This is a genomic window from Aquisalimonas sp. (assembly GCF_007120195.1).
Classification (GTDB): Bacteria; Pseudomonadota; Gammaproteobacteria; order Nitrococcales; family Aquisalimonadaceae; genus Aquisalimonas.
In genome coordinates this window covers 25,118-45,722 of the sequence record NZ_SKOG01000211.1, presented here as the reverse complement: position 1 = coordinate 45,722, position 20,605 = coordinate 25,118, and the positions used below count along the sequence as shown (strand labels likewise).

Annotated in this window: 19 protein-coding genes and 1 pseudogene; 9 read left to right on the top strand and 11 right to left on the bottom strand. The window is 64.8% G+C overall.

Translation table 11 applies throughout. The annotated features are described in order from the left end of the window. The 11 genes and pseudogenes from aceE to QZT63_RS15085 all read right to left on the bottom strand — a co-directional run. Window positions 1-270 (bottom strand): annotated as a pseudogene (gene aceE / locus QZT63_RS15135) (pyruvate dehydrogenase (acetyl-transferring), homodimeric type); the annotation flags it as partial. A 236-nt stretch (window positions 271-506) separates the two neighbouring features. Further along, window positions 507-1,154 carry a DUF502 domain-containing protein gene (locus QZT63_RS15130; RefSeq protein ID WP_290652328.1) on the bottom strand — a complete coding sequence of 216 codons (648 nt, stop codon included), beginning with the start codon at window positions 1,152-1,154 and terminating at the stop codon, window positions 507-509. A gap of 30 nt (window positions 1,155-1,184) precedes the next feature. Next, complete coding sequence (locus QZT63_RS15125) at window positions 1,185-1,913, bottom strand: DUF4197 domain-containing protein (RefSeq protein ID WP_290652327.1); 729 nt, start codon at window positions 1,911-1,913, stop codon at window positions 1,185-1,187. 189 nt (window positions 1,914-2,102) lie between these two features. After that, window positions 2,103-2,420 carry a high-potential iron-sulfur protein gene (locus tag QZT63_RS15120; RefSeq protein ID WP_290652326.1) on the bottom strand — a complete coding sequence of 106 codons (318 nt, stop codon included), beginning with the start codon at window positions 2,418-2,420 and terminating at the stop codon, window positions 2,103-2,105. Window positions 2,421-2,567: 147 nt separating this feature from the next. Next, window positions 2,568-3,311, bottom strand: coding sequence for a hypothetical protein (locus tag QZT63_RS15115; protein WP_290652325.1), 744 nt, complete (start codon window positions 3,309-3,311; stop codon window positions 2,568-2,570). 74 nt (window positions 3,312-3,385) lie between these two features. Further along, window positions 3,386-4,303, bottom strand: coding sequence for an oxygen-dependent coproporphyrinogen oxidase (gene hemF / locus QZT63_RS15110; RefSeq protein ID WP_290652324.1), 918 nt, complete (start codon window positions 4,301-4,303; stop codon window positions 3,386-3,388). Between the two features lie 43 nt (window positions 4,304-4,346). Then, window positions 4,347-4,895: a Sua5/YciO/YrdC/YwlC family protein gene (locus tag QZT63_RS15105; protein ID WP_290652323.1), complete on the bottom strand. Its 549-nt coding sequence runs from the start codon at window positions 4,893-4,895 to the stop codon at window positions 4,347-4,349. Between the two features lies 1 nt (window position 4,896). Further along, on the bottom strand, window positions 4,897-7,293 hold the full coding sequence (locus QZT63_RS15100) for a DNA topoisomerase I (RefSeq protein ID WP_290652322.1): 2,397 nt from the start codon (window positions 7,291-7,293) through the stop codon (window positions 4,897-4,899). Between the two features lie 123 nt (window positions 7,294-7,416). Then, on the bottom strand, window positions 7,417-7,893 hold the full coding sequence (locus QZT63_RS15095) for a DUF494 domain-containing protein (RefSeq protein ID WP_290652321.1): 477 nt from the start codon (window positions 7,891-7,893) through the stop codon (window positions 7,417-7,419). Then, window positions 7,890-8,777: a DNA-processing protein DprA gene (gene dprA / locus QZT63_RS15090; protein ID WP_366637239.1), complete on the bottom strand. Its 888-nt coding sequence runs from the start codon at window positions 8,775-8,777 to the stop codon at window positions 7,890-7,892. Before dprA ends, QZT63_RS15095 begins: the two co-directional genes overlap by 4 nt. Before the next feature lie 236 nt (window positions 8,778-9,013). Next, window positions 9,014-10,036: a LysM peptidoglycan-binding domain-containing protein gene (locus QZT63_RS15085; protein WP_290652320.1), complete on the bottom strand. Its 1,023-nt coding sequence runs from the start codon at window positions 10,034-10,036 to the stop codon at window positions 9,014-9,016. Window positions 10,037-10,167: 131 nt separating this feature from the next. On the opposite strand from QZT63_RS15085, the gene def reads away from it, so the two are divergent. The 9 genes from def (at window position 10,168) to QZT63_RS15040 (ending at window position 20,604) form a co-directional block, all read left to right on the top strand. Further along, window positions 10,168-10,671 carry a peptide deformylase gene (def, locus tag QZT63_RS15080; protein ID WP_290652319.1) on the top strand — a complete coding sequence of 168 codons (504 nt, stop codon included), beginning with the start codon at window positions 10,168-10,170 and terminating at the stop codon, window positions 10,669-10,671. Window positions 10,672-10,780: 109 nt separating this feature from the next. Further along, window positions 10,781-11,722 (top strand): methionyl-tRNA formyltransferase, encoded by a 942-nt coding sequence (gene fmt / locus QZT63_RS15075; RefSeq protein ID WP_290652318.1) that lies wholly within the window; start codon window positions 10,781-10,783, stop codon window positions 11,720-11,722. After that, window positions 11,722-13,044 (top strand): 16S rRNA (cytosine(967)-C(5))-methyltransferase RsmB, encoded by a 1,323-nt coding sequence (gene rsmB, locus QZT63_RS15070; RefSeq protein WP_290652317.1) that lies wholly within the window; start codon window positions 11,722-11,724, stop codon window positions 13,042-13,044. Before fmt ends, rsmB begins: the two co-directional genes overlap by 1 nt. Then, a complete protein-coding gene (locus tag QZT63_RS15065; RefSeq protein WP_290652316.1) occupies window positions 13,041-13,634 on the top strand; it encodes a DUF4390 domain-containing protein in 594 nt (197 codons plus the stop codon). Before rsmB ends, QZT63_RS15065 begins: the two co-directional genes overlap by 4 nt. Further along, the gene (locus QZT63_RS15060) at window positions 13,631-15,823 is read left to right on the top strand and encodes an ATP-binding protein (RefSeq protein ID WP_290652315.1); all 2,193 of its coding nucleotides are present in this window, start codon (window positions 13,631-13,633) and stop codon (window positions 15,821-15,823) included. The genes QZT63_RS15065 and QZT63_RS15060 overlap by 4 nt, the downstream gene beginning before the upstream one ends. Continuing rightward, a complete protein-coding gene (locus QZT63_RS15055) occupies window positions 15,820-17,181 on the top strand; it encodes a sigma-54 dependent transcriptional regulator (protein WP_290652314.1) in 1,362 nt (453 codons plus the stop codon). Before QZT63_RS15060 ends, QZT63_RS15055 begins: the two co-directional genes overlap by 4 nt. A gap of 149 nt (window positions 17,182-17,330) precedes the next feature. Continuing rightward, window positions 17,331-18,707: a Trk system potassium transporter TrkA gene (gene trkA / locus QZT63_RS15050; protein WP_290652313.1), complete on the top strand. Its 1,377-nt coding sequence runs from the start codon at window positions 17,331-17,333 to the stop codon at window positions 18,705-18,707. Between the two features lie 11 nt (window positions 18,708-18,718). Then, window positions 18,719-20,170: a TrkH family potassium uptake protein gene (locus tag QZT63_RS15045; protein ID WP_290652312.1), complete on the top strand. Its 1,452-nt coding sequence runs from the start codon at window positions 18,719-18,721 to the stop codon at window positions 20,168-20,170. Between the two features lie 125 nt (window positions 20,171-20,295). Next, window positions 20,296-20,604, top strand: a complete 309-nt coding sequence (locus QZT63_RS15040) for a tetratricopeptide repeat protein (RefSeq protein ID WP_290652311.1) — start codon at window positions 20,296-20,298, stop codon at window positions 20,602-20,604. Window position 20,605: the final 1 nt, after the last annotated feature.

Below are 20,605 nucleotides of genomic sequence, written 5' to 3'. Positions count from 1 at the left end.
CGCCATCGCGTTCCAGCGAATGATCGAGCGAAGCCGCCACTCCAGCGCGTGATCCCCCGGCGAGCGCGCCTGCATCTGCGCCGGGATGGTGTTCAAATACGCCGTCGTCGCCTTGAACGGAATGTAACCACCCCGCCGGCGCGCCTTGTCCACCAGCGTCTCCAGCAAAAAATGCGCCCGCTCCGGGCCCTCCAGCTCAATGACCGCCTCCAAGGCCTCGAGCCATTCACCTGTCTCCTGGGGATCGATATCGTCGGGTTTCTCAGCCATGGATCTACCTTATTGGTTATGCCCTGCGGCCCGCGGCCAGTGCGGCCCTCGCCGAGGGGGCCGCACCGTGTCCATCGCCATGCGAGCAATGGAGCCGTCGAGGCGGATTGGGCGCGGCTATTCTCGCGAACGCGCAGAGCCGAGGGTTGTCCCGCGCGTGATCGCAGCGCAAGTCAGTGGTATCTCGATACACGTTTCAGCATAGAAGCCCGGCGGGCGCCTAACCAGGCAGCATTTTACGCCGTGGGGGCACGCACTGACTCTGTCGCCTTGTGTTGCGATGCGCCACGCGTCGCCTGGGTGGACATGCCGGCGGTGAGGGCGAACCGCATCGCCTCGTCGATCCCCAGCTCAACCGGCTCCAGTTGAGCTCTTGGCAGAATGAGCGTGTAGCCGCCAACCTGGTAGCTCATGGGCATGTACACCGCAACTTGATCCGAACCCCCCATGTTCTCCGGCAGGCCCGCCCAGTCTTGCCGTGTCACAAAACCCAGCAGCCGCGCGGAGGTCTCGCCGAAGGGCAGGCGGACCATGACCACCTGAGACGCCTGTTGCTGATTGCCGCGGGAGATGAACGCCATCAGGTCCTGGACGGCGGAATACACCGTCTTGATGAGTGGGATGCGGTGCACAATGGTCTCGGCGATCTGGAATAGCCGGCGGATCAGGTACGCCTGCAGCAGCACACCGACTGCGAAAACGAGGCCTATGCCGAGCAGGACGCCCAGCCCCGGCATATACCAGCTCTGCGGCAGGAGAAAGCCGATGATGCCGCCCAGGACGTTTTCCGCTGTGCGGGCAATCCAGATGATCAGATAGATGGTAACGAATACCGGCAGGACGGCAGCAAGTCCCTTGAGAAAAATGCCGCTCAGATGGCGCATGAAAGCCCTCCTTGTCGTGTCACTGGCGGGCTATTGGCCCCCGAAGACATCGCGCAGTAACTCGCTGGTCCTTGCCCGCGGATCCTCACGGATGCGCGCCTCCTCCTCGGCAAGCACCGTGAACAGCCCGTCCAGGGCCCTGTCCGTGACGTAGCGTTCCAGATCGAGGTCGAGTTCGCCGAGCAGCGGCAGCTGGTTGTACGTGTTACGCAGCGGTTGATAGACGCGGTAAACGCCGGTTTGCTCCATGTGGCCCTGGATTACCGGTTGGTAGCGTTGCCGCAGCTCCGACTCTGAGTGCTCGCGAAGATAGGCGGTTGCGGCGGCGTCTTCCCCGTTGAGAACCGCGTACACGTCGGCCGGTCGCATATTACGGATCGCATCGGCGAACACCGAGGCCGCCTCCTGCGCCGCAGACTCTGCAGCCCGGTTCATCGTCCGCTCCAACTCGTCCACCTGCGAGCCCAATCCGGCTGCGCGCAGTCGGGTCGCGGCGGACTGTAACTCGTCCGGCAGCTCGATGCGGATACGGGCATTGCCCAGGTACCCGTCCTCGCGCGCCGTGCGCTCGACGGTGCGTTCGGTGCCCACCCGCAAGGCCTCGCGAAGCGCGCCTGCAACACGCCCTTCGTCCTGTTCGGCGCTGTCGACCTGTTCGACGCTGCCGTCTTGTTCGGACCCCGGTATCGTGAAGTCCGCGCCGGCGCAGCCCGATGCCAGTAGCGTGACGAGAAGAATCGCGAACAGTTGTCGACGCATGGGGTGCTCCTGGATGTACAAAATAAAGGGCCCCCCGGCACGTATAACCTGCCAGCGAGCACAAGGATCTGCGGGAGTTGGCCCAACGTGTGGCAGCTCACGGCGGTGAAGAGGGGTTGGCCGGGCTGGAACAAATCAGCCCTCCTGCGGAGGGCTGGCATTCTGCCTTCGGGCAGGCCGACAATCCGGCTATCCGGCCCAGACGCTGCACCAGCCGTCTTCATTCACGAGCACGTCGGCGAACTCGGGGTGATGGCATTGTCCCCAGCCGTTATCCTCCGCGCCGGCCCAAAAAGCGCAGTTATGGCAGTACTGCCCTTCCTCGTACTCGGGGTGATCAGCAGCGTCAGCCGCATCGTTGACGTAATCGAGGGCGTGGCCATCCTCGGCCTGGGGCATCGCCTTGACACTGCGCTGATGGATCAGCGTGCTGAGCGGCAGTGCCGCCACGGCCATCGCCCCGGTCTTGAGGAATCTGCGGCGACCGGTATCGGTTGGCTTGGTCATGGTGACTCCTTTTAGGTTGCTCCAAGGTTGGTTGTTGCTTCTCTAAGGGTAGACCAAATTGAGCATACCCTCACAACAGACTCAATGCGCGCCTGGGAGTTCCTGTTTGACGGCTGCGACTCGCGCGGGGATTACCAGGGTGTCAGTCTACTGGCGGCCAGACGTCGCGCGGGTGACGATCCGCCCCGTGTCGTTCAGCCACAAGGTGCGTGCAGCCGTGCCCGCTGCGGTTCGGTATTCCATGGTCAAACGCTCGCCCGGATGGTCCTGGCCTTCACGGCCCGTGACCATATAGCGTTGACCGCGGTAGTCGATCCACCCTGGGAAGACGCGGATATGGTTGGGCGGGGCATCGGGGTCGGGTGCCCAGACCGGTTGTGCCGCCGTGTCATCAAGCACCGGCGGGCGAGGGCAGAAATCCGTCTGGCGCAGCGGCCCACGTACGGGTGCGTTGGCTGACGCCCGCGGGGGGCGGGCCTGTTCGTCGGGGCGTGCTCTGGTCCATCCCGCCTCGTCGGCGTGGTTGGCGAGATGGCGCACCAGGGTTGTCTCCTGGGTCGCGTAGTCATCGCGGGTTTCGAGCGGATAGGGATGATGCCAAATGGCCGTGGGCGCCTGGCGCATGGCTTTCAGGCGGATGATGCGCAGCTCCGTTGCTGACAGCGCAGCCGTGTCGTTGCCGAATGGAGTCGTGACTGGGTCGTGTTCCGGGTCGCGGATCAGGCAGGCGAAAGGTTTGCCGTTGCACCAGCCCGTGCAGTACAACTGAACGATCCGGCGATGGCGCGCGCCGATGCGGTCCTGGGCCGATTCAGCGCTGCCCATCAGGTGCCGGATCACCAGGGTTGGTTCCACGACGTGCAGCGCTGTCACCTTTTCAGGGCCCACCATGACGCACCTCTCGAGCCTGTAGTCACCTGCCTTGAGGGGCAAGTGTGCTCGATGCGGTGGCGCGGGGCTTTTCCTTAAGCGTCGCTCAACCAGTCTACCGGCGTCAGATAACGGCTGGTGAGGCGCTCTTCCGCTGATCCCGGTTCCGGTGTATACCCATACTGCCATCGGGCCAGCGGTGGCAGGGACATGAGGATGGACTCGGTGCGGCCGCCTGACTGGACGCCGAACTTGGTTCCGCGGTCGAACAGCAGGTTGAATTCCACATAGCGACCGCGCCGATATAGCTGGAACTGCCGTTCCCGGGCGCCCCATGGCATGGCCCGCCGGCGCTGCACAATGGGCACATAGGCACAGTGGAAGTGGTCGGCCACCGAACGCATGAAGGCGAAGCACTGCTCAAACCCCCAGTCGTTCAGGTCGTCGAAGAACAGGCCACCGATGCCGCGCTGCTCGCCGCGGTGCGGCAGGTGGAAATAGTCGTCGCACCAGCGCTTGTAGCGGCGATAGATGTCGTCGCCGAACGGCGCGCAGGCTTGGCGCGCGACCGCGTGCCAGTGGCGGCAATCGTCGTCGAACCCGTAATAGGGGGTGAGGTCGAAGCCGCCGCCAAACCACCATACCGGCGGTGCATCAGCACGCTCGGCTATGAAGAAGCGGACATTGGCGTGGGCTGTGGGTACATAAGGATTGTGGGGGTGGACCACCAGGGAGACGCCCATCGCCTGGAAGCGCCGGCCGGCGAGTTCCGGCCGGCGCTCGGAGGCGGCCTCGGGCAGGCTGTCACCGTGGACATGGGAGAAATTGATGCCGGCCTGCTCGAAGACGGCGCCCCCGCGCAGGACGCGCGAGCGGCCCGCGCCTCCCTCAGCGCGCTCCCACGCGTCTTCATGAAAGCGCCCGTCGCCGTCCTCTGTTTCCAGCAGCCGGCACAGGGCCTCCTGGCGCCCCAGTAGGTAGGTCTTAACGGCTTCCGGATCGGGCTTGGTCATAGGTGGATTCCGATGCTATCGCGGCCCGTCAGACAGGAGGCGGCTAAGGGCGCAGTATCCCGCCACTGGCGCCATCACGGATTTCTGTGGGCCGCTCCTGACCTCCCGTGCTTCCGGGCACCACCAGATCAATCGAGCCGCCCAGGCGCCAGCGCGCCTGGCTCGCCGTGCGCGCGGGCGGCGCGCCCCGGCGGTTGGCGCTGGTGGACACCAGCGCATCACCGAAGGCTTGGCTCAAACGCGCGGCCAGGGCGTGCGCGGTGACACGCACGGCCAGGGTGCGACGCCCCCCGGTGAGCCAGACGGGGACGTCCGCGCGGCAGGGTAGCACCCAGGTGATCGGGCCCGGCCAGGTGGCCAGTGCCCGATCCAGTTGGGCCGGCGATGCGGCGAGATAGGGCAACACGGTGTCGATGCAGCCCGCCAGCAGGATCAGCCCCTTGCCCTGCGCTCGCCCCTTGACCCGGCGTAAACGATTCACGGCCCGCCGGTCCAGCGGATCGCAGCCCAGGCCATAGACGGCCTCGGTGGGGTAGGCGATGATGCCCCCGCCCTTGAGAGCGCGCACGGCAGACAGCAGGCGTAAATCCATGTCAGTTCTTCGCTGTGCGCTTCCGGGACGATCCTTTGGTGGAGGACGTCTTGCTGGATGCCCCCTTGCGCCGCGCCTTGCGCTCCGGAGCCTTGGCAAGCAGCTCTTGGCACGCTGCCAGATCCAGCGTCTCCGGTTCGACATCCTTGGGAATTTTGGCGTTCTTTTTGCCATCCGTGACATACGGGCCGTAGCGGCCATGCAGCACACGGACGCCGCCTTCAAACTCGTTGATGGTGCGGTTGGCGTCCTCGCGTTTCTTTTCGGCAATCACCTCGCGCGCGCGCTCCGGCGTGATGGTGTATGGGTCGTCGTCGCGCAGGGAGACAAACTTGTTGCCGTACCGCACATAGGGGCCGAAGCGCCCGATGTTGGCCTGGATGTCCTCGCCTTCCTCGGTCTCGCCCAGGTTTCGGGGCAGCTGGAACAGGGCGAGCGCTTCGTCAAGGGTCAAGCTGTCCATCTTCTGGCCGGGCCGCAGGCCGGCGAAACGGGGCTTTTCCTCGTCGTCCTTTGTCCCCATCTGGACGAATGGACCGTAACGGCCGACCCGCACCTGGACGGGTTTGCCGGTCTCCGGGTCCATTCCCAGTTCCCGCGCCTGGACCACCTGTTCGCGGGAGATGTCCTTTTTCTCTTCCACGCGGGCGCTGAAGGGCTCCCAAAAATCCCGCAGCAGTGGCACCCATTCCTTGTGACCCAGGGAGATTTCGTCCAGGTCGTCCTCCAGCCGCGCGGTGAAATCGTAATCCACGTACTGGGTGAAATGCTCCGTCAGGAATTTGTTCACCACCCGGCCGATGGCCGTGGGCTGGAAGCGGCGGTTCTCCAGCTCCACGTACTCGCGGTTCAGCAGCGTGGAGATAATATTGGCATAGGTGGATGGCCGTCCGATGCCGTACTCCTCCAGCGTGCGCACCAGGCTGGCTTCGCTGTAGCGCGGCGGCGGTTCGGTGAAATGCTGCTCCGGGCGAATCTTGACCAGATCGACGATATCGCCTTCTTTCATGGCGGGCAGCAGGCGGTCACCGCTCTCCGCCTGAGCGTCGTCGACGCCCTCCTGATAGACGGCCATGAAGCCGGGGTCCGCAACGGTGGAGCCCGTGGCGCGGAAGATGTTGCCTTCGCCGCAGTCCAGGTCCACTGCCACGGTGTTGATGGTGGCGTGAATCATCTGGGAGGCCAGGGCGCGTTTCCAGATCAGCTCGTAGAGGCGCTGCTGGTCATCTGTCAACTGGCCTTTCAGCTCATCGGGATGTCGAGTGGCCGATGTGGGGCGAACCGCCTCGTGCGCCTCCTGCGCGTTCTTCGCTTTGGTCCGGTAAACCTGCGGGCTCGCAGGGACCTTGTCCTTGCCGAAGCGCTCCGCGATCACGCCGCGCATCTCCTGAACCGCTTCCTGGGCGAGGGCGACGGAGTCCGTACGCATGTAGGTGATCAGACCAATGGCGCCGCTGCCGGTATCGATGCCCTCGTAGAGCTGCTGGGCGACGCGCATCGTGCGCTGAGCGCCGAATCCCAGCTTGCGCGAGGCTTCCTGCTGCAGCGTGGAGGTGGTGAATGGCGCGGCCGGGTTACGCCGGCGCTGCTTGCGTTCCACCTTCCTGACCTGGAGCCCGCCCTGGCTCGCAGGGTCCAACACGCTCCCGTCCTCGGCAGAGAGAAGGGTCCGGGCCGCTTCGTTCAGGGCCTGCTCGACCTCGGTGGCCCGGTCCTCGTTATTGATGGTGAACTGCTCGAGCTTCTCGCCCTGGAAGTGGGTCAGCTTGGCCTGGAACGGCTGTTCCGCCTGTTTCAGGTCCGACTCAATGGTCCAGTATTCCCGGGGCTCGAAGGCCTCGATTTCTTCCTCGCGCTCGACGATCATCCGCAGCGCTGGAGACTGTACCCGACCTGCGGACAGCCCGCTGTGGATCTTGCGCCACAATAGGGGCGAGAGGTTGAAGCCCACGAGGTAATCCAGCGCGCGGCGGGCCTGCTGGGCGTTTACCAGATCCATGGACAGATCGCGGGAGTGTTCGATCGCCTCCTGGATGGCGCGCTCGGTGATCTCGTGGAACACCACCCGACGCACGGGCTTGTCCTTGAGCAGCCCCTTTTCGCGCAGCAGCTCATACAAATGCCAGGAGATGGCTTCGCCTTCGCGGTCCGGATCCGTCGCCAGATAGAGGGCGTCGGCGTCTTTCAGTGCCTTGGCGATGGCGTCAACATGCTTCTTGTTCCGGTCGATCACCGAATACTGCATGGCGAAGTCCCGGGCAGGATCCACGGCGCCCTCCTTGGGCACCAAGTCCCGAACATGGCCATATGAGGCCATGACCCGGAATTCCTTGCCCAGGTACTTCTTGATCGTCTTCGCTTTCGCCGGTGATTCGACGATGACTAGATACATGCTCATGGCAAAATAAAACCCCGCGGTGCAGGGTGCTCGATGTCAGGATGGTCGTTGGATCCCGCGATCCAGGGTGGCTCGCGTGAACGTTGCGTACCCGAGCCCCCTCAACGCCCCCGGCAACCGACTCTAGTGAATCAGGTGCATGGGGTTATCAAACAGGTAGTTCTCCATCCACGCGTAAGCTTCTTCCTGGCCAGGTTGGTTGAACAGAACCATCAGGGTGACCCACTTGACCTGATCCAGGTCCACGTCCTCGTCGTCCAGCGCCATGAGGCGATCAATCATCACTTCCCGGCTCACCGGTGTGAGGACACCGATTTGTTCCAGGAAGAGCATAAATCCCCGGCATTCCTGGTCGAGCTTGGTGCTCTCCCGTTCGGTAAACAAACGCACGGAGCGGCTTCCATTCAGCGCGGTGCCGCCGGCCATGTCCCGGGAGTTCGCAAGGTCTTCCAGCCAGGCAAACGCGCGGCGCACCTCCCCCGGGTGAAAGCCTGCTTCGAAGAGCTCGCCTTCGAGACAGTCGCGATCCGGTTGCGGTTCGTCGTCGTAAAAGTAGTTCTCGAACAGGTACATCAGGACGTCGAACACGTTTTCTTTCATCGATCTCTTCCCGCCCGGGCATAGCGACCACCGGGCATCGCCGTAATTCGACCAGACAATTCCAGTAGCAGGAGGATGGAGGAAACCACATCGGGCGTCAATCCGGTGCGCTGTAGCACGGTTTCCAGCGGCACCGGATCGTAGCCCAGTGCATTCAGCACGGCTTCATGCTCCGGATCAAGCTGCAACTGTTGTGGCTCCGTGCCGTTGCCTGTGCCGGTTGCTGGCTCACGGGGCAGCTGCAGCCGCCCCGTGAGCTCCTCGAGGATCTCGTCGGCCTGCTCGACCAGTTTGGCGCTTCCGTCGCGGATCAAGCGGTGGCAGCCGCGTGCCAGCGGGTTGTGTATCGACCCGGGGATGGCAAATACCTCCCGGCCCTGCTCCAGGGCGAGGCGGGCGGTAATCAACGACCCAGACCGCGGGCTGGCCTCCACCACCAGGGTCCCCGCCGCCAATCCGCTGATGATGCGGTTGCGCCGCGGGAAATGCCCGGCGCGGGGCGGAGTGCCGCAGGGGAACTCGGTGACCACCGCACCGTCGGCGGCGATGGCGTGGGCCAGGGAGCGATGGCGTGGCGGATACACGCGGTCCGGGCCCGTGGCCGTCACCGCGACGGTGAAGCCGCCGCCATCGAGCGCGCCCTGGTGCGCGGCGGCGTCCACCCCCACGGCCAGCCCGCTGGTAATGGTCAGCCCGCGGCTGGCCAGGTGCTCGGCAAACTCCCGTGCCGTGGACCGGCCTCCGGCCGTCGCATTGCGGCTGCCCACGATGGCGAGCTGCGGCACGTTGAGGACGTCCGGGTCGCCGTTGACGTAGAGGCACAGCGGTGGGCTGTCCATTTCCCGCAACAGCGCAGGATAACGGGTGTCGGTCCAGGTAAGCAGGTGGTGATCGCAGCTCGCCTCGAGCCAGGCGAGATCGCGTTCGACACCGGCCCAGTCCGGCGCCGACAGGGCCTGGGAACTCGCGGCCCCGCCGCCGGCGGCACGGACCGCCCCGGGTCCGGCCGCCAGGATCGCACCAGGGCTGCCGTGGGTGTGCAGGAGCCTCTCGCTGACGCGAAACGGCAGGCCGGTTACCCGGGCCAGGGCAAGCCACGCTTGCGTGTCACTCGTCGGGTTCAGGGACTGCGCACCATGTCCAGGGTATTCATGGCGCGTTCGGCGCGCATGACGAGGCCAAAGCTGAGTTTATCGAAGACCTGGAAGATGATCAGTTCGCCGGCGCGCTCTTGCGGCAGCGTCACCGTCTCTTCGGCGATGTCATCGCGGATCTCGCGGCCTGCCTGAAAGACGCTCAGTACGTGGCCGTCCTCAAGGCCGTGGTGTTTGCCACGGTTTAACACCACCACATCATACTGGCCGATCTGCGTTACGCCCTCCATGACGTTGATAATCACCCCCTCCACTGCCTCGTCCGGGGCTCGGGGTTGAAACGTGGTGCGTATGGGGTCCGATGGCGTTTGCACCAGGCGGTCGCGCGGCAGGATTTCCCGGTTACTGGACGTCACCCGCGCGGTGCCGGGGTCACCATGCTGGACGATGCGTGCATCGCCCACATAGGTCGCCTCATAGCCCAGCACCTCGCCGGTGTCCGGGTCGGTGTACGGATCCGCCTTGCGGACGATGGCGAATGCCCTCTGACCGTTGTTGGGGAGTCGGCGCACGTAGATGGAGTCGCCCCGCGACGCCATGACCCGCTCATCCTCGCCGGCGAGAATGTAGGGTGCGGAATCAAAAACAGCGTCGTCCAGGACGCGGCTGCGATTGAGGAATGGCCGAATGGCTTCCATCGGAATGGTGCTGATCGCCGGCTCCAGCACTTCCTCCCGCACCTTTGGAGACAGGCGCACGGTACGCATGCCACGGTCAACGGTCAGTCGCGGCTCGCCGTCGACGTACACCAGGCGGATCTCGTCGCCAGGGTATATCAGGTGGGGGTTTTCGATGTCCGGGTTGACGTGCCAGATCTCCGGCCATAACCAGGGACTCTCAAGGAAACGCTCCGAGATGTCCCAGAGGGTGTCATTCGTTTGAACGATGTAGCGTTGCGGGTGGTCATCCCGGAACGCGTCGTCGGCAAAAACCACTGGTGCTGCAAGCCACAGCCCGCAGAACAGAGCGATGAGCATCCTGATACGCATGAGGTAATCCTTGTCCAATGACCGGCGAAGACGCAGACACGCGCGAAACGTCAGTTTCGAGATTGCCTGCGGGTCCCTTATGGTTCTAGACTTAAACGCTAACCCGAATATTCGCGTTGCGCAACGGAACCATGTCCAAACTCAATATTCTCCAATATCCGGACTCGCGGCTGCGAACTGTGGCTCAACCTGTCAAGGTCGTGGACGATCGCATCCGCGCTTTGGCCGACGACATGCTTGAGACCATGTACGACGCGCCGGGCATCGGGCTGGCGGCGACGCAGGTGGACGTCCATGAACGCGTGGTCGTCATTGATGTCTCCGACGAGCGCAACGAACCGCGTGTGCTGATCAACCCGGAGATCCTCAAGGCTGAGGGTACTGAACGCAGCCAGGAGGGCTGTCTGTCTGTGCCGGGCTATCAGGATACTGTGGAACGGGCCGAGTGGCTGCACGTGCGTGCACTGGATCGTCACGGAGCCTCCTTTGAGTTCGAAGCCCATGGCTTGCTCGCGATCTGCGTACAGCACGAGGTGGACCATCTCAACGGCAAGCTGTTCTTGGATCACCTGTCGGAACTCAAGCGCAAACGCGCGCACCGCAAGCTGACGAAGCAGTCGCGGCTGACTGCGTAACCGGTACCCGTCGCAGCCGCCAGCCTTGTCCGGCTCCAGATTTGTCTCGCCGCCACCGCCCCCGCCTGGGCTTGTCATTGCGGCCCCGGCCCGATCATGAGTTCGCTCCATGTCGCAACAGGCCCGAATCGCTTTCGCGGGTACCCCTGATTTCGCTGTGCCCGCACTACGTACCCTGCTGGATTGCCAGCATGCTGTCGTGGGGGTATGGACACAGCCGGACCGCCCTGCAGGCAGGGGCCGGCAGCCACGGCAGTCGCCGGTCAAGCGGCTGGCGACCGATTCTGGCATCCCGGTGCATCAGCCCCAGTCGTTGCGCTCGGAGGATGATCGGCAGGCGATGGTTGAGGCAGCGCCGGATCTACTGGTGGTGGTCGCCTACGGCTTGTTGCTGCCGCGGCCAATTCTCGAGCTGCCCGCTCGGGGTTGCGTCAATCTGCATGCCTCACTGCTCCCCCGGTGGCGAGGTGCGGCACCCATTCAGCGTGCGTTGCTCGCCGGCGATGAAATGACGGGCGTGTGCTTGATGCGCATGGAGGCCGGTCTTGATACCGGGCCTGTGTACGACTGCCGCACGACCCCTGTCGTGGCCGACGACACCGGCGGCTCCCTCCATGACCGTCTCGCCGATCTCGGCGCCGAGCTGTTGAGGGCGTCCCTGGATCCCCTCTTGCAAGGGCGCCTGACAGCCGTGCCGCAACCCGCTAGCGGTGTGACCTATGCGCCGAAACTGGACAAGGCCGAGGCGCGCCTGGACTGGAGTCATGGGGCGGCCGTCCTGGCGCGCCAGGTGGCAGCGTTTAATCCGTGGCCCGTCGCGGAGACGCGCTGGGACGGTTCACGCCTGCGCATCTGGCGCGCCCGCGCCTTGCCGGGGCGGGTGGATGCGGTGCCGGGAACGGTGATGCATGTCGACCCGGCGGGAATCGATGTCGCCAGCGGCGACGGCATGTTGAGGATCCTGGAGCTGCAGGCCCCTGGGGGCCGGCCCCTGACCGTTGCCAGCTTCGTCAACGGACGACAGATCCCTGTGGGTACGCGGTTTCAGTGATGGCGCGTGGCAGGCGTCAGGTCCAGGCGATCTCGGCCCGGCTGGCGGCCGCCGAGGCGCTGGCGCGCGTGGCCACGGGGCGTTCCCTGACAGCGGCGCTGCCGGCGGTGCTCGGGCAGGTCGCCCCTGGCGAGCGCGCGCTGGCGCAGGAATTGGCCTACGGCGCCCTGCGCTGGTATCCGCGCCTGTGCTGGGTGCTCGACCAGCTGCTGGAGCGACCCTTGCGGCGCCGTGATCGCGATGTCCATGCGGTGCTCATCGTGGGGCTGTATCAGTGCCTTGACACCCGCATTCCCGAGCATGCCGCCGTCTCAGAGACTGTTGCCGCGGCCCGGGCTCTGGGGCGCCGACGGGCTTCAGGCCTTGTCAACGCCGTGCTGCGCCGCTGCCTAAGGGAGCGAACGTCGCTGCAAGCCGGGTGGCAAGCACTGCCGAGCGCCCGGTATGCGCATCCGGACTGGTTGCTTGCGCGCTTTCGTGAGGCTTGGCCGGCGAACTGGGAGGCGTTGATCGAGGCGAATAACGCGCGCCCACCGATGACACTTCGGGTCAATCGACGGCAACGCGCTCGGGAGGCGTACCTGGGCGAGCTGCAGTGTATCGGCGTGGGGGCGAATGCCCATCCGTTGGCGCCCGACGCCATCGTGCTGGATGAACCGGTTGGCGTCGAACGACTGCCGGGCTTCGCGGGGGGCGCCGTCTCTGTGCAGGACGCCGCCGCCCAGCAGGCCGCGGTACTGTTGGCCCCGGAGCCCGGTGAGCGCGTCCTGGACCTGTGCGCAGCGCCCGGCGGCAAGAGCTCCCACGTCCTGGAGTGCCAGCCGGCCCTGGCGGAGTTGGTCGCCGTCGACCTGGAGTCCGTGCGCCTCGAGCGCCTGCACGAGAATCTGCGCCGCCTGGGCCTGTCGGCACGCGTGATTCAGGGCGATGCGGCCGAGCCCGGGCACTGGTGGGATGGCGTTGCCTACGACCGCATCCTGCTGGACGCCCCTTGCTCGGCGAGCGGTGTGATCCGACGCCACCCCGATATCAAGCTCTTGCGCCAAGCCGCGGACCTCGATGGCCTGCAAGCCCTGCAGAAGCGCCTGCTTGCGGCGGCCTGGCCCCTATTGGCACCGGGGGGTATGCTGCTTTACGTGACGTGTTCCGTGCTGCCCATGGAAAACGAGCAGGTGGTTCGGCCTTTCGCCGCGGAGCGCGAGGATGTAGTAGTACGCATGATCGATGCGGCCTGGGGGCAGGCAACGGATCACGGCCGCCAGATCCTCAGTGGCGAGTCCGGGATGGATGGCTTTTACTACGCGTGCCTCGTCAAGCAATGAACACACGCACGCCGGAAGCCAGTGCCTTCGCTGGCCGATTGCTGCTAATCGCCATGATGGCGCTTGCCGGCTTCGCGCCATCCCTGGCCGCGGCCGAGCGGCCAGGATTTGTGCTGGCGGAGTCTGATATCCGCAACGACGACTCCGGCGTTTACCTGAGTGCGCGCTTCCAGGTGCGTCTCAGTGATGAAGCCGAAGTCGCCTTGGAGAGTGGGGTGCCGTTGGGGCTGGATCTACAGGTGCGCGTCATCCGTCCCCGGTGGTGGTGGTGGGATGCGGAGTTGGCCGATCTCCGTATGCAGCGGGAACTTCGCTTTCACGCGCTGAGTCGTCGTTACGTGGTGTTAAACAACGACACGGGGGAGCGTCGTACATTTTTCCGCCGCGATGCTGCGATCGACGCCTGGGCCAGCACCGTGGGAGAGCGCGTGATCGGCGGCGGTCAGCTGGAGTCCGGGGAGCAGTATGAGCTCGAGTTGCGTGCCCGCCTGAATCCCGACGTCCTGCCACACCCCCTGAGAACTGTGGCGCTGGTGTCTCCGGAATGGCGTTTGGCGAGTGAGTGGTACACATGGCCGTTGGATGGATGAGACACCCGCGTGCGGGTTCGGTCTTTCGGGTGGTGCTGTGCCTGCTGCTGCTGGCCTCGCTGTATCTGCTCAGCATGGCAACCCAGCATTCAGACCTGTTCGGCCGCCTCCATCCCTGGCTGCTTATGGTCAACAGCGCGGCCCTTGTGGCGCTGGTCGTTCTCATCGCCTACAACCTCTGGCGGCTCATTGCGCAGCGGCGGCGCGGCCAGGCCGGTAGCCGCCTGACCGTCCGCCTGGTCACCATGTTTGTTGTGCTGGCCGTCGTGCCGGTGACGGTCGTGTATTACTTCTCCGTTCAGTTCCTCGATCGCGGGATCGACTCCTGGTTTGACGAGCGTACCGAACAGCAGGCGGTAGAAGAGGCGCTGAGGCTATCCCAGGCGTCGTTCGACATGCGCAAGCGGGAACTCCTCGACCGCACCCAACGCTCGGCGCTGGACCTCGCAGATGTGCCCGACGGCCTATTGCCGCTCACGCTGGAGCGCCTGCGCAACCAGGATGGGGCGGCGGAGATTACCGCCATGCGGTCTAGTGGCCGGATCATTGCCACCAGCGCCAGAGCGCCGGATGCCGTTATTCTGCCCCACCGTCCCGAGGATGACGTGCTGCTCCAGGTTCGCATGGGTCGGCCCTACGTCGGTCTTGATCCGATTGACGACGAAGGCCTACATATCCGCGTGCTCGTCCCTGCTCCGGGCGCGCTCGGCACGCCCGATCAACGCATTCTGCAAGTGCTGTATCCGGTTTCGCCGCGTGTGAACGACCTCGCCGAGCGCGTGCAAGCCGCCTATGCGCGGTACCAGGAAGTGGGTTACCTAAGCCGCCCGCTCAAGAATACGTTCACCATCACTCTGTCGCTGGTGCTCCTGCTCAGTCTGCTGTTTGCCGTGTGGTCCGCGTTCTATGCCGCCCGCCGGCTGGTCGAGCCCGTTCGCTCCCTGGCCGAAGGCACGGCTGCCGTCGCGGCCGGCGATTACGGCCGGCAGCTGCCGCCTGCAGGGAACGACGAGCTGGGTTTTCTGGTGCGCTCATTTAACGACATGAGCCGGCGCGTGGCGCAGGCGCGGGACGAGGCCACGCGCAGTCAGGCCCAGGTGGAAGATCAGCGCGCCTATCTGGAGACGGTGCTGGCGCGTTTGTCATCCGGGGTTCTGGCACTGGACAGGGCGGGCAACATTCGCACCTGCAACCGCGCGGCTGACCAAATTCTCGGAATGAATTTGGGCTCCCATGATGGCAAGCCGTTGGTCATGGTCGTTAAACGGAATCCCCACCTGGAGCCCTTCGCGGCGCTTGTGGCGCGACGCATGCATGGACAGGAGGCGGAATGGCGTGAACAGATCAGTCTGTTTGGGCCGCAGGGCCGGCAGATGCTCACCTGCAGCGGCGCGACATTGCCGGCCGCGCACGGTGGCGGCGGCCATGTCATAGTTTTCGACGATGTGACCACGCTCATTCAGGCCCAGCGGGATGCGGCCTGGGGCGAGGTGGCACGGCGCCTGGCCCACGAGATCAAGAACCCCTTGACCCCCATCCAGCTGGCGGCCGAGCGGCTGCGTCGCAAACTCGAGCCTGACCTGCAGGGGCGGGATGCCGAGGTGCTGGAACGCTCCACCCAGACAATTATTCAGCAGGTCGACGCCATGAAGGCCATGGTGAATGCGTTCAATGAGTACGCCCGTCCGCCACGCCTGGACCTGGCCATGGGGGATATCAACGGTATCGTTCAGCAAGTGGCGGATCTTTACCGCGGCGGCGACGACGGCCCCCGCATCGAGCTGGATTTGGATGGAGCGCTACCGGGTATTCTCGTGGATGCGGGCCGGATCCGTCAGTTGTTGCATAATCTGATCAAGAATGCCCTCGAGGCGACGTCTGCCGGCGAGCGCTGCCGGCTGCGGCTGAGCACGGTGCATCGGCAGGATGAGCGGTTCAATGGGATCGAGATCCAGGTCAGGGATCGCGGCCCTGGTTTCAGTGACGACGTGGCGGAACACCTCTTCGAGCCGTACGTGACGACCAAGGTCAAAGGAACCGGGCTGGGGATGCCCATTGTCAAGAAAATCGTCGAGGAGCATAACGGCAGTATCACGGCAGAGAATCTCGCCGACGGGGCGTGCGTCACCGTCCGCCTGCCAATGCCGGAGCTGGTTGCCGTCGAGCGCAGTGCCGAGGGGGGCCAATGATCGCGTCAAGTATTCTCGTTGTCGACGACGAGCCGGACATCCGCAGCCTGGTCCAGGAGATACTGGAAGACGAGGGTTATCAGGTGCGGGTTGCGGCCGATGCGGCCGGCACCCGTCAGGCGCTGCGGCATCGCCGTCCGGACCTGATCCTCCTTGATATTTGGATGCCCGATACCGACGGCATCGCATTGCTTAAGGAGTGGTCGGAGGGCGGTGGACCGCCCTGTCCCGTGGTGATGATCTCCGGCCACGGCAGTGTCGAGTCGGCCGTGGAGGCAACGCGCCTTGGCGCCTACGATTTCCTGGAAAAGCCGCTGTCGTTGGCCAGGCTGCTGGTGGTGGTGGAGCGTGCCCTGGAAGCTGATCGCTTGGCGCGGGAGCTTCGCGGCCTGCGCGCGGAGAGCGACGGCGTTGATCAGCCGTTGGGCCAAAGTCGCGTGATGCAGGAGCTGCGCGCCCAGGCCCGCCGGATTGCCGGCCACAACACTTGGGTGCTGATCACGGGTGAGGCCGGCTGCGGCAAGCGCAACTTTGCCCGCTACCTGCACCAGAACAGCCCGCGAAGTGGGCGGCCGTTCGTGGAAGTCGCGGCCGGGTCGCTCGCCGGTGGCAGCAGCGCAGCGCAGGAGCTGTTCGGAAGCGAACGCGACGGGCGGGTGAGTTACGGGCGCCTGGAACAGGCCAATAACGGCACGCTGTTCATTGACGAGGTTGCAGACCTGGATATGGGGGCGCAGGTGCGACTGCTGAGCGCGCTTACCGGCCAGAAGTTCCATCGCGTTGGTGGCGCAGAGCCGGTTGCGGTGGACGTGCGTGTGCTCGCGGCCACACGGACGAACCTGGAGGCGCAGGTGCGGGCCGGGCACTTCCGCGAGGATCTCTACTACCATCTCAACGTGGTGCCGCTGCACATCCCGCCCTTGCGCGAACACCCCGAAGACATCCCGGAGTTGCTGGCATTCTACTTGGAGCGCTTTGTCAACCGCGAAAAACTGCCCCGGCGGCGGTTTTCGGACGCGGCACAGAACCGATTGCGGGACCATTCTTGGTCGGGCAACGTCCGCGAACTGAAGAATCTGGTCCAGCGGTTGCTGATTCTCGGGGAGGGTGAGGAGATCACGGCCGAGGAAGTCAATGCCGCGCTGGGCAGTGGCGCCGGCGCTGGCGTGGAGGCCCCGGCTACGCCCTTCGACCAGCCGTTGCGTGAAGCGCGCGAAAACTTCGAGCGCATGTATCTCCGGCATCAGCTGCGCGAGGTCGGTGGCAGCGTCGGGGAGCTGGCCAAGCTCGCCGGCATGGAGCGTACGCACCTCTATCGAAAGCTCAAGGCGTTGGGGATCAATCCCCACGATTTCTGAGTGCACGCCGCGAGCGTCCGGCACCCCAAGTCCCAAGTCCCTCGCACCCGCGATGACTTGCCCGGGGTGCGCCCAGGCGCACGCGCCCTTCAAATCCGGTGCCCGTTGCCTTACGGTGACGCAACCGTCGTCCCGGGCAGGCAGCACCCATGAAAATCATCATTCTCGGCGCTGGCCAGGTGGGAAGCACCCTCGCCCAGAATCTCGCCAGCGAGGCCAATGATGTCACGCTGGTGGATACTGACAGTCAGCACCTGCAGGATCTCCAGGACCGTCTCGACCTGCGCACGGTGGTCGGCAGGGCCACCCATCCGCCTGTGCTCATGCGCGCCGGTGCCGACGATGCCGACCTCATGATCGCCGTGACCAACAGTGACGAGGTGAACATGATTGCCTGCCAGGTGGGCTACACGTTGTTCCACACGCCTACCCGCATTGCCCGGGTGCGGGCGCCGGAGTACCTCGCCTACCCCCAACTGTTCTCACCGGATGCCCTGCCCATCGACGTGCTCATCAGCCCCGAGCAGCTGGTGACGCAGTACGTCAAGCGCTTGATCGAGCATCCCGGGGCGCTGCAGGTCCTGGATTTTGCCGGTGGCAAGGTGCGCATGGTGGCGGTCCGGGCCTACTATGGCGGCCCGTTGGTGGGCCAGGCCTTGCGCACGTTGCGCGAGCACATGCCCCACGTGCAAACCCGGGTGGCGGCGCTCTTCCGGCGAGGTCAGCCTATTATCCCGGAGGGGGATACCGTGATCGAGGCGGGCGACGAAGTCTTCTTCCTTGCCGCCCGCAAGAACATCCGCGCGGTGATGAGCGAACTTCGGCGGGTGGACAGGCCTGTCAAGCGCATCATGCTCGCGGGCGGCGGCAATATCGGCAAGCGCCTGGCTCAGGCCCTGGAGACGCGCTACCAGGTCAAGCTCATCGAGCGCTCCGCCGTGCGGGCCCGCGCCATCTCGGAAGAGCTCAATCGCACCATCGTGCTGCTGGGCGATGCGGCTGACGAGGAGTTACTGCTGGAAGAGAACATCGAGAACACGGATGTCTTCTGTGCGCTCACCAATGACGATGAAGCGAACATTCTTGCGGGTATGCTGGCCAAGCGCCGCGGTGCCCGCATGGTCATGTCCCTGATCAACCGCCCCGCTTACGTGGATCTGGTCCAGGGCAGCGAGGATATCGACATCGCCATCTCGCCGCAGCAGGCGACCATCGGCACGCTGCTCGCCCACGTCCGCCGCGGTGACGTCGTGATGGTGCACAGTCTGCGCCGCGGGGCCGCTGAAGCCATCGAGGCTGTCGCCCACGGCGACTCGCGTACCTCCAAGGTGGTGGGGCGGCGTATTGAGGATATCCCCCTACCGCAGGGCACGACGATCGGCTGCCTGGTGCGGGGCGACGAAGTCATTATGGGACATCACGATAAAGTGATCGAATCCGAGGACCACGTCATCCTTTTCCTGGTGGACAAGCGACGCATCCCGGACGTCGAGCGCCTGTTCCAGGTCGGCGTGACCTTTATCTAGGGCCTGGGGCGATGCACTGGTCGGCGGTGGAGAGAATTGTCGGGCTGCTGTTGATGCTGTTCAGCGTCACCATGCTGCCGCCGGCAGTGGTGGCGCTCATCTACGGTGATCCGGGGCTGGTGCCGTTTCTTGCGTCCTTTGCCGTGATCCTGGCCGCTGGCGCCCTGGCGTGGCTGCCGGTCCGCCATGCTCGCTATGATCTGCGCACGCGCGACGGGTTCCTGGTGGTGGTGTTGTTCTGGACGGTTCTGGGGGCCTCCGGCGGGCTGCCCCTGTTGCTGTCTGTGGATCCGGACATCGGCTGGACCGATGCGGCCTTCGAAAGCCTCTCCGGGCTGACAACCACCGGCTCCACGGTGCTGACGGGTATCGATGACCTGCCCCATTCCATTCGCTTCTATCGCCAGCAGCTTCAGTGGCTCGGGGGCATGGGCATCATCGTGCTCGCCGTCGCCATCCTCCCGATGCTCGGTGTCGGTGGCATGCAGCTCTACCGCGCCGAGACTCCCGGCCCGGTCAAGGATGCCAAGCTGACTCCACGCATCGCCGGAACCGCCAAGGCCCTCTGGTACATTTACCTGGGGTTTACCATCGCCTGTGCCCTGGCGTATTGGCTGGCGGGCATGAATGCATTCGATGCCATCGGCCATAGTTTCTCCACGGTGGCGATTGGTGGCTATAGCACCTATGACGCCAGCATCGGCCATTTCGAGAGCCCGCTGATCTCCATGATCTGTGTGGTGTTCATGCTCATTGCCGGGGTTAACTTTGCCATGCATTTCGTTGCCTGGCGCACCCGATCCCTGCGGCATTACCTGCAGGATACGGAGGTGTGCTGGTTTCTTGGCATTATGGCCACACTGGGCGTTGTCGTCGTTGCCACGTTGATGATCACCCGGCATGAGGGTGGCTGGGGTGAGAGCCTGCACCACGGCATTTTCCAGGCGGTCTCCATTGCCAGTACCGCGGGGTTTACGAGTGCCGAGTTCGCCGCCTGGCCACTGTTTCTGCCGGTATTGCTGGTGATGGCGGCGTTCATTGGTGGCTGCGCGATGTCCACGGGCGGGGGCATCAAGGTGGTGCGCTTTGTGTTGCTGCTCAAGCAGGGACACCGGGAAGTGATCCGCCTGATTCACCCCCAGGCCCAAGTGCTGGTGAAGATGGGCAGGCGGGCTGTGGATGAGCGTGTAATCAACGCGGTCTGGGGGTTTTTCGCAGCCTATATCGCCCTGTTCGGCCTCATGATGCTCGTGCTCATGGGCACCGGGCTGGACCAGGTGACGGCGTTTTCCGCCGTGGCGGCGACGATCACCAACCTGGGGCCCGGGCTTGGCGAGGTGTCCGATCACTTCGGCGGCATCAATGCCCCGGCCAAATGGGTGCTGATGTTCGCCATGCTGCTGGGCCGCCTGGAGGTGTTTACGCTGCTGGTGTTGTTCACTCCCGCCTTCTGGCGCCGCTAGTGTCCTGTCACCCAAAATGCAACGAACTTGCGTTACAGGGCACTAGCGGGTTGAAAACCGCTGGGCCCGGCCGCATCCCTTATGCGAAACCCTACCCAGCACGCCGGGGGGCGTGGAGGCTTGCCATGCTTGAACGTCTGGAACAATTGCTGGCGTCCGGCCAGGATTCACCGGTGTTGCGCCTGTCCCTTGGGCAGGGCTGCATCAAGGCGGGTCGGCATGAGGAAGCCGTCGAGCACCTGCGTCAAGCCCTGGAGCAGCAGGAGGATTACTCGGCGGCCTGGAAGGCGCTGGGGCAGGCCCTGGCGGCAGCGGGTGACGCCGACGGGGCGCGGGCGGCGTACGACGATGGCATCCGCATCGCCCGCGACAAGGGCGATCTCCAGGCCGCCAAGGAAATGGAAGTCTTCCGCAAGCGGCTGGACAAACTGTAGC

Coding starts and splice junctions, on each gene's coding strand:
- QZT63_RS15130 (WP_290652328.1), bottom strand. CDS start 1,154: ATGCGCCATCTGAGCGGCATTTTTCTCAAGGGACTTGCTGCCGTCCTG.
- QZT63_RS15125 (WP_290652327.1), bottom strand. CDS start 1,913: ATGCGTCGACAACTGTTCGCGATTCTTCTCGTCACGCTACTGGCATCG.
- QZT63_RS15120 (WP_290652326.1), bottom strand. CDS start 2,420: ATGACCAAGCCAACCGATACCGGTCGCCGCAGATTCCTCAAGACCGGG.
- QZT63_RS15115 (WP_290652325.1), bottom strand. CDS start 3,311: ATGGTGGGCCCTGAAAAGGTGACAGCGCTGCACGTCGTGGAACCAACC.
- hemF (WP_290652324.1), bottom strand. CDS start 4,303: ATGACCAAGCCCGATCCGGAAGCCGTTAAGACCTACCTACTGGGGCGC.
- QZT63_RS15105 (WP_290652323.1), bottom strand. CDS start 4,895: ATGGATTTACGCCTGCTGTCTGCCGTGCGCGCTCTCAAGGGCGGGGGC.
- QZT63_RS15100 (WP_290652322.1), bottom strand. CDS start 7,293: ATGAGCATGTATCTAGTCATCGTCGAATCACCGGCGAAAGCGAAGACG.
- QZT63_RS15095 (WP_290652321.1), bottom strand. CDS start 7,893: ATGAAAGAAAACGTGTTCGACGTCCTGATGTACCTGTTCGAGAACTAC.
- QZT63_RS15085 (WP_290652320.1), bottom strand. CDS start 10,036: ATGCGTATCAGGATGCTCATCGCTCTGTTCTGCGGGCTGTGGCTTGCA.
- def (WP_290652319.1), top strand. CDS start 10,168: ATGTCCAAACTCAATATTCTCCAATATCCGGACTCGCGGCTGCGAACT.
- fmt (WP_290652318.1), top strand. CDS start 10,781: ATGTCGCAACAGGCCCGAATCGCTTTCGCGGGTACCCCTGATTTCGCT.
- rsmB (WP_290652317.1), top strand. CDS start 11,722: ATGGCGCGTGGCAGGCGTCAGGTCCAGGCGATCTCGGCCCGGCTGGCG.
- QZT63_RS15065 (WP_290652316.1), top strand. CDS start 13,041: ATGAACACACGCACGCCGGAAGCCAGTGCCTTCGCTGGCCGATTGCTG.
- QZT63_RS15060 (WP_290652315.1), top strand. CDS start 13,631: ATGAGACACCCGCGTGCGGGTTCGGTCTTTCGGGTGGTGCTGTGCCTG.
- QZT63_RS15055 (WP_290652314.1), top strand. CDS start 15,820: ATGATCGCGTCAAGTATTCTCGTTGTCGACGACGAGCCGGACATCCGC.
- trkA (WP_290652313.1), top strand. CDS start 17,331: ATGAAAATCATCATTCTCGGCGCTGGCCAGGTGGGAAGCACCCTCGCC.
- QZT63_RS15045 (WP_290652312.1), top strand. CDS start 18,719: ATGCACTGGTCGGCGGTGGAGAGAATTGTCGGGCTGCTGTTGATGCTG.
- QZT63_RS15040 (WP_290652311.1), top strand. CDS start 20,296: ATGCTTGAACGTCTGGAACAATTGCTGGCGTCCGGCCAGGATTCACCG.